Annotated in this window: 11 protein-coding genes and 1 pseudogene; 1 reads left to right on the top strand and 11 read right to left on the bottom strand. The window is 40.3% G+C overall.

What is annotated here, in order from left to right; all coding sequences use genetic code 11:
- Nucleotides 1-3: 3 nt before the first annotated feature.
- From B4237_RS06925 to B4237_RS06875, 11 genes are all read right to left on the bottom strand, one after another.
- Nucleotides 4-894 (bottom strand): metal-dependent hydrolase, encoded by an 891-nt coding sequence (locus tag B4237_RS06925; RefSeq protein ID WP_061393195.1) that lies wholly within the window; start codon nucleotides 892-894, stop codon nucleotides 4-6.
- Between the two features lie 173 nt (nucleotides 895-1067).
- On the bottom strand, nucleotides 1068-2489 hold the full coding sequence (locus B4237_RS06920; RefSeq protein WP_007480728.1) for an FAD-dependent oxidoreductase: 1422 nt from the start codon (nucleotides 2487-2489) through the stop codon (nucleotides 1068-1070).
- Nucleotides 2490-2560: 71 nt separating this feature from the next.
- Nucleotides 2561-7039 (bottom strand): glutamate synthase large subunit, encoded by a 4479-nt coding sequence (gltB, locus tag B4237_RS06915; protein ID WP_286942444.1) that lies wholly within the window; start codon nucleotides 7037-7039, stop codon nucleotides 2561-2563.
- A 462-nt stretch (nucleotides 7040-7501) separates the two neighbouring features.
- Complete coding sequence (locus B4237_RS06910) at nucleotides 7502-8380, bottom strand: hypothetical protein (RefSeq protein WP_286942390.1); 879 nt, start codon at nucleotides 8378-8380, stop codon at nucleotides 7502-7504.
- Between the two features lie 16 nt (nucleotides 8381-8396).
- Nucleotides 8397-9479, bottom strand: a complete 1083-nt coding sequence (gene aroB / locus B4237_RS06905) for a 3-dehydroquinate synthase (protein WP_286942387.1) — start codon at nucleotides 9477-9479, stop codon at nucleotides 8397-8399.
- A gap of 21 nt (nucleotides 9480-9500) precedes the next feature.
- Entirely contained in the window at nucleotides 9501-10061 is a 561-nt protein-coding gene (aroK, locus tag B4237_RS06900) for a shikimate kinase AroK (RefSeq protein WP_061519892.1), read from the bottom strand.
- A gap of 20 nt (nucleotides 10062-10081) precedes the next feature.
- Nucleotides 10082-12259, bottom strand: coding sequence for a type IV pilus secretin PilQ family protein (gene pilQ, locus B4237_RS06895; protein ID WP_286942382.1), 2178 nt, complete (start codon nucleotides 12257-12259; stop codon nucleotides 10082-10084).
- Nucleotides 12260-12275: 16 nt separating this feature from the next.
- Nucleotides 12276-12803, bottom strand: a complete 528-nt coding sequence (locus B4237_RS06890) for a pilus assembly protein PilP (RefSeq protein WP_004877829.1) — start codon at nucleotides 12801-12803, stop codon at nucleotides 12276-12278.
- Nucleotides 12804-12805: 2 nt separating this feature from the next.
- Nucleotides 12806-13540, bottom strand: coding sequence for a type 4a pilus biogenesis protein PilO (locus tag B4237_RS06885; RefSeq protein ID WP_061517676.1), 735 nt, complete (start codon nucleotides 13538-13540; stop codon nucleotides 12806-12808).
- Nucleotides 13537-14181, bottom strand: coding sequence for a PilN domain-containing protein (locus B4237_RS06880; protein ID WP_023013847.1), 645 nt, complete (start codon nucleotides 14179-14181; stop codon nucleotides 13537-13539). Before B4237_RS06880 ends, B4237_RS06885 begins: the two co-directional genes overlap by 4 nt.
- Entirely contained in the window at nucleotides 14181-15239 is a 1059-nt protein-coding gene (locus B4237_RS06875; protein ID WP_019385519.1) for a pilus assembly protein PilM, read from the bottom strand. Before B4237_RS06875 ends, B4237_RS06880 begins: the two co-directional genes overlap by 1 nt.
- 162 nt (nucleotides 15240-15401) lie before the next feature.
- Here B4237_RS06875 and ponA point away from each other — a divergent pair.
- Nucleotides 15402-16156 (top strand): annotated as a pseudogene (ponA, locus tag B4237_RS06870) (penicillin-binding protein PBP1a); the annotation flags it as partial.

Raw genomic sequence — 16156 nt, 5'->3', positions numbered from 1 at the left:
TTGTTAACTATAAATTTTTGATGCTGTTTCTTCTTGAAAGCTAATCATGCCATATTCATCGGCCATCCTTGCTTTCCAATACTCAACCAATTTGCTGTAATCATGTTTAGCTGGATGGAAGTCTGCATGGTAATAAGAAAGATATTCTGGAATGAGTTGAATTAGCATTTTTCCAAGTAAATACATTCCAAATACGTTACCACCGACTTTGGGTAAGCTTTTCCATTTGTCTTGCCAAATTAAACGCGTTGTTGCATAGAACGTGAGGCTTGCAAAGCCTGTAGTCACACTTCGCATCAATAAACGACGAATTCGATCATCACCATAAACCTCTTGATACACATCAAAAGCGACCGATCGATGCTCGATTTCCTCAATTGCATGCCAAACCCAAAGTTTCATCGCATCATCATCTAATGTGCTTAAAATTTCTGGATGCTTCAAAATATAACCACCTAACATCGCAGTAAAATGCTCAAAAGCACAGGTCAATGCGAGTTGTAATTTAGGATGAATTTTGCGAAGGACATCATCTCGCTTTGCTAACCAAGCTTGAAAGCGGTCAAGATTATAATCATCGCTACGCCAAGCATCATTAAACTCTGTATGTGCTTTAGAATGCATTGCCTCCTGACCAATAAAAGCTGCAATTTGAGCTTGTAATTGCGGGTCTTGTACTTTCTCACGGACATTACGAACACTATTTACAAAATATTGCTCGCCTATCGGAAAGGTTGAGGAGAGTGCAGTCAGTAAATGCGACATTAATGGAGAATTAGCAAAATAATGCCGTTTAATTTTTTCAGGATTAAATTGCAAACGTCGCACAGTAATGCCAAGTGCTTTAGGGCGATTTAAATAGTTTTTTTCTGCATTCGCATGTGCAAGCGCCATCTTGATTGCCTTTACAATTTCCCAACTGGTCTTCGAGTATTGCGCTAGCAAATAAGCAAAGACAGGGCAAAAAAGCTTATAAAGTTTGCTAAAACTACCAAACTGACAAGATGAAAATCATAAAGCCTGCATGATGCAGGCTTTATTTCAATGTGATTTACAGGATTGGAAGATTAAACCCCAAGGTAATCTAAAATACCTTCAGCAGCTTGACGACCTTCCCAAATTGCAGTCACAACTAGATCAGAACCACGGACCATATCTCCGCCAGCGAAGATTTTTGGATTCGAGGTTTGGAATTTAAATTCTTGTTGTTCAGCAGCAATCACTCGACCTGAACCATCTAAACCTACTTTAGCATTGGCAAACCAATCAGCAGGGCTTGGACGGAAACCAAAAGCTAGCAACACTGCATCAGCTGCTAATACTTCTTCAGAACCCGGAATTGGCTCAGGGCTACGACGACCACGACTATCTGGCTCACCCATTTGCGTTGTCACAACTTTAACACCTGTGACTTTGCCATTCTCACCCACGATTTCAATTGGCTGACGGTTGAATAGGAATTTTACACCCTCTTCATACGCATTCTTCACTTCACGCGCAGAACCCGGCATGTTGCTTTCGTCACGACGATAAGCACAAGTTACTTCGTGCGCGCCTTGACGCAATGAAGTACGGTTACAGTCCATTGCAGTGTCGCCACCACCTAGAACAATCACTTTCTTGCCGTCTACACTGATGTATTCGCTAGGATCTTTTTCCCAACCTTGGCAACGATTGACGTTGGCAATGAGGAAATCTAAAGCATCATAAACACCATTTAGGTCTTCGCCAGGGAAACCACCTTTCATGTAGGTGTAAGTTCCCATTCCCATAAACACAGCATCATATTCAGCAAGTAATTGCTCAATGGTAACATCAACACCAATTTCGGTATTTAAACGGAATTCGATTCCCATGCCTGTGAAGATTTCACGGCGACGTTTCATCACATCTTTTTCCATCTTAAATTCTGGAATACCGAATGTGAGTAGACCGCCAATTTCAGGACGTTTATCAAATACAACTGGTTTTACACCACCACGCGCTAGAATATCTGCACAGCCTAAACCTGCTGGGCCAGCACCAATAATCGCAACTTTTTTGTTGGTCCACTTAACGCCAGACATATCTGGACGCCAACCTAAAGCAAAGGCCGTATCGTTGATATATTTCTCAGCATTACCGATAGTTACAGCACCAAAGCCATCATTGAGTGTACATGCACCTTCACACAAGCGGTCTTGCGGACATACACGACCACATACTTCTGGCAAAGTATTGGTTTGATGACAAAGTTCCGCTGCTTGGAAAATTTGACCTTCAGCAATCAACTTTAACCAGTTTGGAATGTAGTTATGTACTGGACATTTCCATTCACAATAAGGGTTACCACAACCTAAACAACGATGGGTCTGGTTTGCAGCCACATCCGCAGTAAAAGGTTTATAAATTTCCACAAACTCTGCCTTGCGGACAGTAATATCTTTTTTCTCTGGATCTTGGCGTGCTACATCCAGAAATTGAAAGTCATTATTAAGGCGTTCTGCCATGTCTCTCTCCGTGGGTAGGCGCAAGGATATCTTTCATCTTTGCACCTGCCTATGTCTTTGCAGTCGTGGAATTATTGTGGGTCAGCTTGAGTTGTTTTCAAAAGCGTTTGCAAATTAGCAGCTTTTGGTTTTACAAGCCAGAACTTACGACTATAGAAGTCGAACTCATTACGGATTTTGTATGCCCAAGCACTTCCTGTCTCTTGGATGTGCTCATCTAAAATTCGTAGTAAGTATTCTTTGTGATCTTCCATAGACTCAGTTGAGATACGGTTAAGATCAATTAGTTCATGGTTGTAGTAATCAACAAAGTCATTATCAAGGTCAAGTACATAAGCAAAGCCACCTGTCATACCCGCACCGAAATTATGACCGACTTTACCCAATACGGTTACCACGCCACCTGTCATGTATTCACAGCAGTGATCGCCAGCACCTTCAATAACCGCAAATGCGCCTGAGTTACGAACCGCAAAACGCTCGCCCGCAGTACCTGCAGCAAACAACTTACCGCCTGTTGCACCATATAAACAAGTGTTACCAATAATCGCGGTATTTTGTGTTTGGAATGGTGAACCTTTTGGTGGGAAAATCGATACACGACCACCCGCCATACCTTTACCGACATAGTCGTTGGCATCACCTTCTAGTTTGATATGCAAACCACCTGCATTCCAAACACCAAGCGATTGACCAGCAGTACCCTCAAGATTCATAACAACTGGGCTGCTTTCCATACCCAAGTTACCATAGCGACGCGCGATTTCACCTGAGATACGAGCACCAATCGAACGGTCACAGTTACCTACTGTGAAGTTGAATGAACCGCCTACACCTGATTCAATTGCTGGTAGCATTTCAGCAACCATTTTCTCAGCCAATACACCTTTATCAAATGGCGCATTACCTTGAACTTGGCAATACTGAGCTTTACCTTCAGCTGATGGATGTGAAGTCAATAAAGCACTAAGATCTAGATGAGCATGTTTTTCAGTTTCACCTGGTAAAACTTCAAGTAAATCAACGCGACCAATCAAATCTTTCAATGACGCAACACCAAGTGCTGCTAACCATTCACGTGTTTCTTCAGCAATAAACTTGAAGAAATTAATGAGCATTTGTGGCTCACCAATATAATGTTCTTGACGTAAATGATCTTGTTGAGTTGCAACACCCGTTGCACAGTTATTTAAATGGCAAATACGGAGATATTTACAACCTAACGCGATCATTGGTGTAGAACCGAAGCCAAAACTTTCCGCACCCAAGATTGCTGCTTTAATCACATCTAAACCAGTTTTCAAACCACCATCTGTTTGAACACGCACTTTGCCACGTAAGTCATTTACACGTAATGCTTGATGCGCTTCACTCAAACCAAGTTCCCATGGAGAACCCGCGTGGTGAATTGAAGAAAGTGGCGATGCAGCCGTACCACCGTCATAACCAGAAATCGTAATAAAGTCAGCATATGCCTTCGCAACACCTGCCGCGATCGTACCTACACCTGGCTCAGATACCAATTTTACTGAAACCATCGCTTGTGGGTTGACTTGTTTCAAGTCAAAAATCAACTGCGATAAATCTTCAATCGAATAAATATCGTGATGCGGTGGCGGAGAAATGAGTGTGACACCCGGTACTGAATATCGTAAACGCGCAATTAAGCCATTCACTTTACCACCTGGTAACTGACCACCCTCACCCGGTTTCGCACCTTGTGCTACTTTAATCTGAAGAACTTCAGCAGAAGTTAAATATGCTGGCGTAACACCGAAACGACCTGATGCAATTTGCTTGATTTTCGAGTTACGAATCGTGCCATAACGCGCTGGATCTTCGCCGCCCTCACCTGAGTTCGAACGACCACCAATCGTGTTCATCGCAATTGCAATCGCTTCATGTGCTTCTGGCGATAATGCACCTAGAGACATACCCGCAGAGTCAAAGCGTGGCAGAATCTCTTCAATACTTTCAACTTGATCAATGCCAATTGAATCCGTTGTTTTTAACTTAAATAAATCACGGATTGTCGCGATTGGACGGTTATTTACAAGCTCAGCATACTCTTTAAAATCTTGATATTGACCAGATCGTACTGACTTATGTAAAGCATTGATCACATCAGGATTGAACGCATGGTACTCTTTGCCAAATACGAATTTGAGCAAACCACCTTGATCAATCGGCTTACGATTTTGCCAAGCAGTTGTTGCCAATTTTTTCTGATCATTTTCCAAATCAGCAAACGTTGCACCTTGGATACGACTCGGTACACCAAGGAAACATTGATCAACGACCTCAGAAGATAAACCAACTGCTTCAAACAACTGACCGCCACGATATGATGCAACGGTAGAGATACCCATTTTAGAAAGAACTTTTAATAGACCTTTCTCAATCCCTTTGCGGAAGTTTGCTTGAGCATGAATTGGATCACCCAATAACTCGCCTTTAGCAACCAAATCATTGATCACATCATAAGCCAAGTATGGATAAATCGCTGTTGCACCGAAACCAAGTAACACTGCAAATTGATGTGGATCACGTGCAAAACCCGTTTCCACTAGAATGTTTGCATCGGTACGTAAACCCGTTTTAATCAAGTGATGATGTACAGCACCTGTTGCCAAAACAGCATTTGCAGGTAAGAAGCCTTCACGGAAGTTTTTATCCGTGAGTACGATCAACGTTTTTCCATCACGAACCGCTTGAGCAGCTTCTTCATAGATACGTGTAATTGCAGCCTGTAAACCTTCTGTTTCAGCGTAGTTCAATTCAATATCAGCTACGCCATAGCCTTGGCGATCTTTTTCAACATCACGAAGCTGCTGCATTTTCGAATTCGACAATACAGGGCTTGCAATAATGATACGATCCGCATGTTCTGGGCCTTGCTCAAATACGTTTTGCTCACGTCCGATACAAGTTTCAAGTGACATCACGATTGATTCACGTAATGGATCAATTGGTGGGTTTGTCACCTGCGCAAACTGTTGGCGGAAATAATCTGAGATGTGACGTACTTGACGAGACAATACAGCCATTGGCGTATCATCACCCATCGAGCCAACCGCTTCTTGACCACTTTCTGCAATAGGACGAAGAATCTGATCACGCTCTTCAAATGTCACCATAAACATTTTTTGAGCTGATTTAAGTGCATCACCTGTGAGACCTTGATCAACAAGCTGCTCTTCAAGTTGCGGATTTGCTTTTAAACGGATCGCATGGTCACGTAACCACTCACGGTATGGACGCATGTTTTTAAGATGGTTACTGACATCTTTGGTATCTAATACCTTACCAGTCAAAGTGTCTACAACTAAGATTTGACCTGGACCAACACGGCCTTTAGACACAACGTCTTCAGGTTCATAACCCCACACCCCAATTTCAGAAGCAAGTGTGATGTAATCGTTTTTAGTAATTACCCAACGTGCTGGACGCAAGCCATTACGATCAAGCATACAAATCGCATGACGACCATCTTGAATTACAAGACCCGCTGGGCCATCCCAAGCTTCCATATGTTTAGAGTTAAATTCGTAGAACGCACGTAAGTCGGCATCTAGAGTTTCAACGTTTTGCCATGCTGGCGGAACAAGCATACGCAAGGCACGGAATAAATCCATACCACCACCCACAAGAATCTCGAGCATATTATCTAAGCTTGAAGAGTCCGAACCAGTACGGTTTACGATTGGATTTAACTCAGTTAATCCTGGTAGTAATGGGTTTGCAAATTTTGGTGTACGTGCCAATGCCCAGTTGCGGTTCGCAGTAATGGTATTAATTTCACCATTATGTGCAAGATAACGGAACGGCTGAGCCAATGGCCAACGCGGTAAAGTATTTGTAGAAAAACGCTGATGGAATACAACGATGTGAGATTTTAAACGCTCATCAGCTAAGTCCGTATAGAAGTCAGCAATTGCTGCTGGCATCATCAAACCTTTATAACTAATCACAGTCGTTGCTAATGTCGTTACATAAAATAATGAATCATTGTGTAACGATTGTTCAGCACGACGACGCGCTAAGAATAACTTACGATTAAACTCAACTTCAGTTAAGCCCATCGGACAGTTCACAAGAATTTGTTCGAACACAGGTAGAGATTGTATTGCAATTTCACCCAATGCATCATTATTTGTTGGTACAACACGCCATGCTGCAACCGTTAAACCTTCAGCTTCAATTTCTTTATTCAGAATATTTTTTGCATTATGCGCTAAAGCAGGATCAGTATTTAAAAATACGGTACCAGCAGCGAAGATTTCAGTTAAATTCGCACCAAGTTTTTGAGCTTCGTCACGGAAAAATTGCTTAGGCATAGCCAATAACAATCCGCATCCATCTCCAGTTTTACCATCTGCGGCAATACCACCACGGTGCGTCATGCAACTTAGACTGTGAATCGCTGTTTCGACCAGATGATGACTTGATTCACCCTTCATATGGGCAATCAAACCGAAACCACAGTTATCCTTAAACTCATCAGGCTGATATAAACCTTGAGCGGGAGCTACAGTATTTGGCGATGGCATGTGCATAGCGTACCCTTCTTTCAACATGGCTCTTTCGAGCAACAAACAATCAATTTATTTTCTGCGATATTGCCGATCAACTCATATAAAGTTCAATGCTTCGCGAAAACATTTTTACTGGCGAATTTGCAAATATACGCCTTTCTTGTTTCAGAAACAGCGCATTTCACCATATAAAGTGTTTTTAGTTATTACACCTTAACTAGCCTTTGTAAAGCACAAAAACTTTCCATTTCACCAAAATAATGAATCATTTAGCACTAAAAAGAGCAATGAGCAGATAAATTAGCACCACAAGAAAGCAAAAAATATGCCATATAGTTATAAATTTACTAAATCATTAAAAAAGTTAAAATAACGTGTAGTTATAATTATAGAAGAATTATAATTTACGATTAAAATTGCACCAAAATATATCCAAATGCCACATAATAGCCCATAAATGCACTATTAATGTGCATTTTAATTAAATGGATCAGTTACTTCTTTCCGAGAAGAATCTGAATTTTCCTTTAATTTTTCAGTATTTATTGTTTGCTTAGGTGCTGATTGAGTTTGTTTAACATTAACCACATTCCCATCCGCATCACGTTGAGTCACGATAGTCTTCACAGTCGTCGATGTCTCCACAGACTTTTTAACATCAGAGCCCATCCCACTTTGTGATGAACTACCATTCATTAATAAGGTTTCATCAACACGTGGCAGTGCAGCTGGCCTTAAATTAATTGCATACAGCTGACTCGTTGATGATTTAAGCTCATCAGAACCTAAATCATTTACATATGTCGCATAGCTTGATATGGACTGAGGTTGAGGCTGAATAGATTGAGGTAGAGTCAAATTTAGTTGCGCAAATTTCTGCTTAGCTTCTTCAGCATTTGCAAATAACCCATACGCCAAAACATATTGCTCAACTTGGTCATCACTATTCAAACGAAAATAAACGAAGTTTTTTCTATCTGGCCGATTTAATAAAAAGTTTTTAATAATTGTTTCATCTGAACTACGAAAAATCTCCATCACCCATTGACGTTGATTTTCCTTAATATATTTAGTCCCTCTAAATTCAGGCGCATGCTCATTAGATACAACCACGCGAGTTGTTAAATCTAATGGTCGCACCTCATCAGACAATGCCCCCAAATGAGATGTAGCTGCGACTTTTTCTGGTTGAATCTGAACTTGCACTTCATCTTTAGTTTGATGCTCAACAGCAACCACTTCCTGCTTATCACCTGTGATTCCCCAAAAAATCAATGCCGCAATTAAACAAGCCAATGCGAGAACAAGCCAACTATATTGTTGTATGTTTTGCCAAATTGATCGGGACACAGTCATGTTTTCCTAGAATTAACTACACAGATTGATTTGCAAGAATAGATTGCTTCATAAGCTCAACATCAAAGTCTTTGGTAATTACAGCCTGACCTAATTTTTTCAACAATACCAAGCGCAGTTGACCATTTAACACTTTTTTATCATGTGACATATAAGCTAAAAATTCATCTAAAGGAATTTTTGGACATGATATCGGTAAATTTGCACGTTGAATGATTTTTTTTGTACGCTGTACATCATCCTCAGAAATCCACCCTAACCGATGAGATAAATCAGCAGCCATGACCATGCCTGTTGCAACCGCCTCACCATGTAACCAAACGCCATATCCTAAATAAGATTCAATAGCATGACCGAAGGTATGACCAAGATTTAACAATGCTCGCTCGCCCTGCTCTTTTTCATCATTTGCCACAATACGCGCTTTATGTGCACATGAACGATATACTGCTTCTGCGAGTAAATTTGCATCCCGCGCAACTAAAGCATCTATGTTTTGTTCCAACCAGACCAAAAAATCAACATCAGCAAGTAAAGCGTATTTAATCACTTCTGCTAAACCTGCTGACAACTCTCGATCTGGCAAGGTATCTATTTGAGCCATATCAGCCAATACAACTTGCGGTTGCTGAAAAGCACCCAACATATTCTTGCCTAAAGGATGATTAATACCTGTCTTTCCACCGACACTCGAATCAACTTGCGACAATAATGTTGTAGGAACCTGTACGAAATTAACTCCACGCTGAAAACATGCCGATGCAAACCCAGCCATATCTCCAATTACACCACCACCTAAAGCTAAAACTGTACAATCGCGGTTAAATCCCGATTCTAAAAGTGCATCAAAAATTAAGTTCAGATGCTGTATATCTTTAAATTGCTCACCATCAGGCAATATACATTGCGCAACTTGCTTATCTAATTCAGTTAAAGCTTGCACATAATGTTGTAAATATAAGGGTGCCACAGTGGTGTTTGAAACCACCATAACTTGCCGACCATGTAAATATGAATCTAGCAATTCTTTTGGATTTAAACGACTCCCAATAAAAATTGGGTAACGACGATCACCTAACTCAACATGTAACGTTTGCATAACATTAAAACCAAAAATGAATTACTTAACTTGTTTCGATAATATTAACTGAAGAATACGCTGCGCTAAATCCCTAGCCGCTCCTTGATTTGTCTCAATAACATGGTGTGCTATTTCCCGATATAAGGGATCTCTGGTTGCTAACAAATCTCGTAGCTTTTGTTCTGGGTTTTCAACTTGTAATAAAGGGCGATTTTTATCGCGATAGGTTCGCTGTAATTGAAGCTCTACAGGAGTATAAAGATAAACTACTATGCCGCGCTGTTTTAAGAATTCTCGATTTGCTAATTGTGTTACTGCACCACCACCAGTGGCCAAAACAAGAGAAGTTCGATGCGTTAGATCATTTAATACATTGGTCTCACGCAAACGAAAACCAACTTCTCCCTCTTTTTCAAAGATCCATGGAATTGTAGCGCCAGTCTTACGTTCGATTTCATGATCACTATCAATAAAATCTCGACCCAACAATTCCGCTAGATGTCGCCCAACTGTTGTTTTTCCTGCCCCCATTGGCCCTACCAAATATATATTTGGTAGGGTTTCAAACGCTTTGCTTGGCAACGCGCCACCTATATTCATTTGCAATTATTGAAAATATATTAATGATTTCTTGTCAAAGTGTCATTAACAATTCTCGGTGTCACAAAAATTAGCAGTTCACGCTTATTATCCGTTTTAAGATCACGACGGAATAATCGACCAATGTAAGGAATATCGCCTAAGAAAGGTACTTTTGTTTGAGAGCTAATATTTTCCTGCTCAAAAATCCCACCTAAAACAACGGTTTCGCCATTATCCACTAATACATTGGTATCAATAGAGTTTTTGCTAATCGTTAATTGACCAGTAGGTGTTGGCGTACTAGGTGCATCCTTAGTGATATTCAACTTCATCATTACTTTACCATCAGGTGTAATGCTAGGAGTTACATCCAAACTTAAGGTTGCGTCAATAAATTCAGTTTTAGGAACTGCATTTGCTCCGCCGCCAGACGAAGAGGTATATGGGATTTTTGTACCTGACTCAATTTTTGCCGCTTGTTTATCAGCAGTCATCACTTTCGGTGTAGAAATTACCTCACCATAACCATCAGCCTGTACTGCTGAAAGCTCTAAATCCAACATAAAGTCAGATAAACTGATTAGACCAAAGGCAATTCTACTGGCACCTGGTGTAACAGCCCCCAAATCAACATTCAGATTATCTGGCCGTTCAATTTCATACGTCCAACCACCAGTATCTGAATTCTTTGTTGGTTCTCGCAAATTCCATAAAGTTGTATCACTACCACCAACCAATAAATCATTATTACTCGTAATGCCTTGTGATAAAATACCCCACTTCACACCCATCTCTTTTGTGAAATCGGTACTTGCTCGTACAATGCGCGCTTCAATCATCACTTGCTTAACCGAAACATCCAGTAAATCAATCATTTTACGTATTTTATCAATATTAACTGCCGTATCATTGACAATTAAAGTATTCGTTCGTGTATCAGCTACAACACTCCCCCTTGAACTCAACAAACTTTCTAAAGCAAGAGAATCAGAATTCGCTGTACGATTTGCAACAGCGCCCTTCCCATCTCTTGAGTCTTCTATTAACTTTAAAATATCTGCAGCTTTTGCATAACTTAATTTAATATATTCAGACTGAATAGGCGCTAATTTAATGCTTTGAGCAATCGCTTTCGCCTCATCTTCCTCAGATTTAATCAACTCAGGAATAGGCGCAATCCAAATCACATTACCATTGCGACGCTTATCTAAATTTTTAGTTTTCAGTACAATATCTAGCGCCTGATCCCATGGAACATCCTTTAAACGCAAAGTAATGTTTCCTTGCACCGTATCCGCAGCAACCATATTGATTCCAGTAAAGTCTGCCAACAGCTGTAATACTCGACGGACCTCAATATCTTGGAAGTCCAAAGAAATTTTATTACCCGTATAGGTCTGAGCTTTGGCTTTTTGCGGTGTGTTATCTTGAGGGCGCTTAAGACTAATCGTCAGCTTATTTTCTGCTTGATATGCCATATACTCATAGCTACCTGCAGACTGGATATTAATAATTCCATTACCTTTATCATTATATGCGTCAATACTGGCAACTGGTGTCGCAAAATCATTGGTATTTAAGCGGCGCGCTAAATGAGTCGGGATTTTACTTCCCATTGTCCGAACAACGATCTTACTTCCTTGTTGTTGAACATCAACTGGCGTATTACTTCCCAGCAGATCAATAACAACTAAACCTTCACCATCTTTACCACGCTGAAAACCAATATTTGATACACCTTGCTGTACCTGATTCACTGAAGATTTCATTACAGCACTAGTCTGAGGTTGTACAGAATTAATTTTCAGTACAAAAGTATTACCTTCAACACGAGTCGTAAATGCACCAGCATCTTTTAGATTTACAATTACACGAGAACGCTGATCATCAGAAGCTACATCAATCGAATTTGCTTCATTCGTAGACACTGGAATAGAGGTTCTTTTCAATGTTTGTTGAGCTTTATCGAAATCTAGAATTAATCGACCTGGCTGCTCAAGTTGATATGCTTGTGGCTGAGGTGGTAAACCATTAAACATGATTCGAATCTCAGTACCTTGCTCAGCCAAACTCATCGGTACAATGTTCGTCATCGCTACCTGAGCTGAAGCAGCCTGCATTACCGCTATAGTAATAGCAGCCATAGAAAATTGTCGGAATGCACGATTCATGGTCTTCGCTTCCCCAAATAAAGAATCTTTAAACTGTTTTTTCATTTTTATTCCCTTAATCTTACGGTGCTAGCCCAATTAAAACGAGAGTTCTAGGTCTTTCAACATACCCTTCTCGCCCATCAGGTACAATTTCCACCAAATCAATCTGTGTCGGGCTGATTTTAACAATTCGTCCTTGATTTACACCCAAGTAACTTCCAACTTGCACACGCTCTACCTGCCCATCTGGTGTTTGAATCAAAGCAATCGTCTCATTACTTTTCCCACGCATACTACCTTTCATATTCAGAGACTCTAGTGCATAGCTCTCTAAAGGTTGTGGTTGACGATTAAAGTTTGGATAAACACGTTTACCCGCCATGATTCTTAATTCCGCAGCCAAAGAACTTGGCATAAATGGACTTTTTAATTGGTGTGCTGAATAATTAAATAAAGGTACTGGTGTAAAAATAGGTGCTGGTTCAATCGGTAGTGGAGCTTCATTACGAATAGCAGCCATCTGTTGATTTACAGCGTCAATACGAGAATCACAACCAGACAAACCAAGCAGCGATAATACGCCGAGTAATAATGTTGTTTTATTCATTATTACTTCCCTCCTTGAGCATTAGCAGCTGGTTGAGTTGCTGGAGAAACCGTGTCCGTACCAGCTTGATCATCTGCCCCAATATAACGATATGTTTTTGCTTTAACTGAGTAATTAATCACAGGAATATCTGATTTCTTTTGTGTATCAGGTTTAGCTTCTACAACAAAATCATGTAGCGTTACGATTCGAGGTAACGCAGCAATCCCCGTAACGAACGCGCCAAATGCATGATAATCACCCGTTGCCTCAATGCTTATTGGTTGCTCAATAAAGAATTCTTGCTTAACTTCACTCTCTAAACGGATATTTTTAAATTTCAGACCAGAATTCACGCCTGTTAAGTTAATATCTTCAACCAAACTTGGAATTTCTGTTTCTTTTGGAAGCTGTTCAAGCTGTTGATTAAAATTCGCTTCCATTTCTTGTAATTGTGCTTGGTATTGCTGCAAGTTTCTTAACTTCGAGTCCTTCTCTCTAAACTCGTTTAATAAGCTTTGCTCTTTAGCTTGCGCATTTGCAATCGATTCAAGCTGAGATTTAATGACGACGAAATAACCAAGCGCCACCACCGCCAAGAAAACAAAAATCCAGCATGTAATTTTAACTGACAGAGGCCAACTGCCGTAGTTGTTCATATCCAACGTGTTAAATTGTTGGAAGAACTGCTCTACTGTCATTTTCTTTTTCTTGACTACAACATCTTGATTGAGGTCATTTAGTTCTTCTTGACTCATTGTGCACCTCCAGCCGTTGCAGAAGCAGCTGTTTCCGCTGATGGGTCAACTTCAGTCACCGCCCCAATCTCCCCTAAATCAACTGTTACAACAAAGCTTCCATAGTTTTCCTCGACTCGAGGAACTAAAGAACTAGCAGCTTTATCTTTTTTCTCTTCGGCCGCTAAGAACGAATTCATAAATGCATTTCGATACCAAGGGGATGCTTCCAAATTACGCAGCAATTCAGCAACTGTATTTGGACTTTCCGCTTTTCCTTCAATCGTGAATTTATCACCCGTTCTTGTGAACTTGGTTAAATACATCGTAGGTGGCGTAACCCGAACCAGTTCATCTACCAATCGCACAGTTACAGGACGCTGACCTTGCAATCCTTGAATCAGCTTCATACGTTCAATAATTGCATTACGTCGTTCTTGCAAACCTTCTAATGATTTTAACTGAGTATCTAGATTTTGATTGGTACTTACAATTAATTGATTCGCTTGCTCTTGATCATCCAGTTTTTGATCAAAGTAAACCCAACCTGAAAATATTGATGCCACACCTAAAGCAGCAACACCAACACACAAAGCGACAAACTGTTTCTTTCTTTGTTCTCTTAGCTCATCACGCCAAGGGAGTAAGTTAATCTTTGCCATTAATCAAAACTCCTCAATGCTAGACCACATGCCACCATCAAAGAGGAAGCATCATTTTCTATTTTTTTAATGTCAATTTGGGGAGAAAAGCCCATTTGTAGGAATGGGTTAGCAATCGTAACGCGATAACCTAGTTTTTGTTGCAATAGCTTCGCTAAGCCAGGAATATTGGCATTACCGCCAGCCAATAAAATATGATCAATTTCATTAAATTGCGATGATGAGAAGAAAAATTGCAGTGAGCGTGCAGCTTGCTGCACAACCGCATCAAGGAAAGGTTCCAAAACTTCAGTGTCATAATCATCTGGGAGCGATCTTTCTTTTTTTGCCCGACCTGCTTCTTCAAATGATAAACCGTAGCGGTTTTGCACATCTTGGGTAAGCTGGCGACCACCAAATACTTGCTCACGCGTATAAATGATTTTACCTTTTTGCATCACAGATAAAGTTGTCATGGTATGACCAATATCTAGAATGCCGACAGTATTCGCGCCCATTGGAAGCGTATCAGAAAACACACTAAAAGCTCGTTCCATTGCATAACTTTCAACTTCAGCAATTTTTGCTGTTAAGTTCGCAAGTTCAAGAACTTCGACACGCGTGTCAACATTTTCTGTTCGGGTAGCAACTAATAGGACGTTAACGCGATTGGGATTTGGCAATTTATCAGGCAGAACCTCAAAATCAAGGCTCACCTCATCTAATGGAAACGGAATGTACTGTTCAGCATCCATACGAATTTGCACTTCACGCTCTTCATCTGACATATCAGCATCCATCTCAATGATCTTATTAATCACCATTGATGTTGGAACTGCGATTGCCACATTGGTAGTGTGAGGGTTCGCTAAATTGACAACACGCTCAAGGGCATCACCAACTGCTTCAGGATTAAGAATGCTTTTTTCGACGACACTGTTTTCTGGCAGCGGCATCAACGCATAACTTTCAACCCAATATCTACCGTTCTTTACAGAGAGCTCCAATAACTTAACAGTTGTCGAACTAATATCGACCCCTACTAACCCCTTATTTGGTTTACGATATAACCTGAGCACAGTACTTTCCTATTTATTTTTTTATCCCCAAAAATACAACATACTAATTTGTTTTGGTCTTTAATTTATACGGATACAATAACTCATCTAACAATCCGCATGTCTAAAGGATATACTGACCACAATTAGTTTGCCATTCGCTCTTATTAAAACTTACTTATTATGAAAAAGCTATCCAGTTCTGGCATTGTTCGCCCATTTTTTTTGATGCTTATTATTATCTTAGTCTCACTTCCAATGGGATTTTATGGCATGTATCTCTATCTTGCACCATCTTTGCCAGATATGAGTTCTCTAAAAAAAGCGCCATTACTAAAACCATTGCAAGTCTATACAGCTGATAATAAGTTAATCGCGGAATATGGTGGCAAACTATCAATACCAGTAAAGTATGAGCAAATTCCCCCAACATTTATCCATGCATTTCTAGCAGCGGAAGACTCTTCCTTTTTTGAGCATAATGGCATTAGCTTCAAAGGTCTTGGTCGCGCAGTCACTGAATCAATTACTGGATCCGATGTCCAAACTGGTGGCTCAACGATCACCATGCAAGTTGCGAAGAACTATTATTTAAGCCCAGACCGTACATTAAGACGCAAACTAACAGAGGTTTTCCTTGCACGAAAAATTGAACAAAACCTAACAAAACAAGAAATTCTAACAGCTTATGTCAATAAAATTTTCTTAGGAAAAAATGCTTACGGTATCGCAGCAGCAGCTCGAATCTACTACAACAAAAATATAAATGAACTAACAACAGCACAAATGGCAATGATCGCTGGATTGCCTAAAGCACCATCAAAGTATAATCCTGTTGTAAATCCTGAACGAGCACTTGAACGTCGTAATTGGATTTTAGGTCGTATGTTGCAGCTTGGTTATATTAATCAAACCCAATATCAAAAAGCAGTTGCTGA

This window comes from Acinetobacter sp. UBA6526 (assembly GCF_002434875.1).
GTDB classification, from domain to species: Bacteria; Pseudomonadota; Gammaproteobacteria; order Pseudomonadales; family Moraxellaceae; genus Acinetobacter; species Acinetobacter venetianus.
The sequence above is the reverse complement of the archived record's forward strand: the minus strand, read 5'-3'. Positions and strand labels throughout refer to the sequence as shown.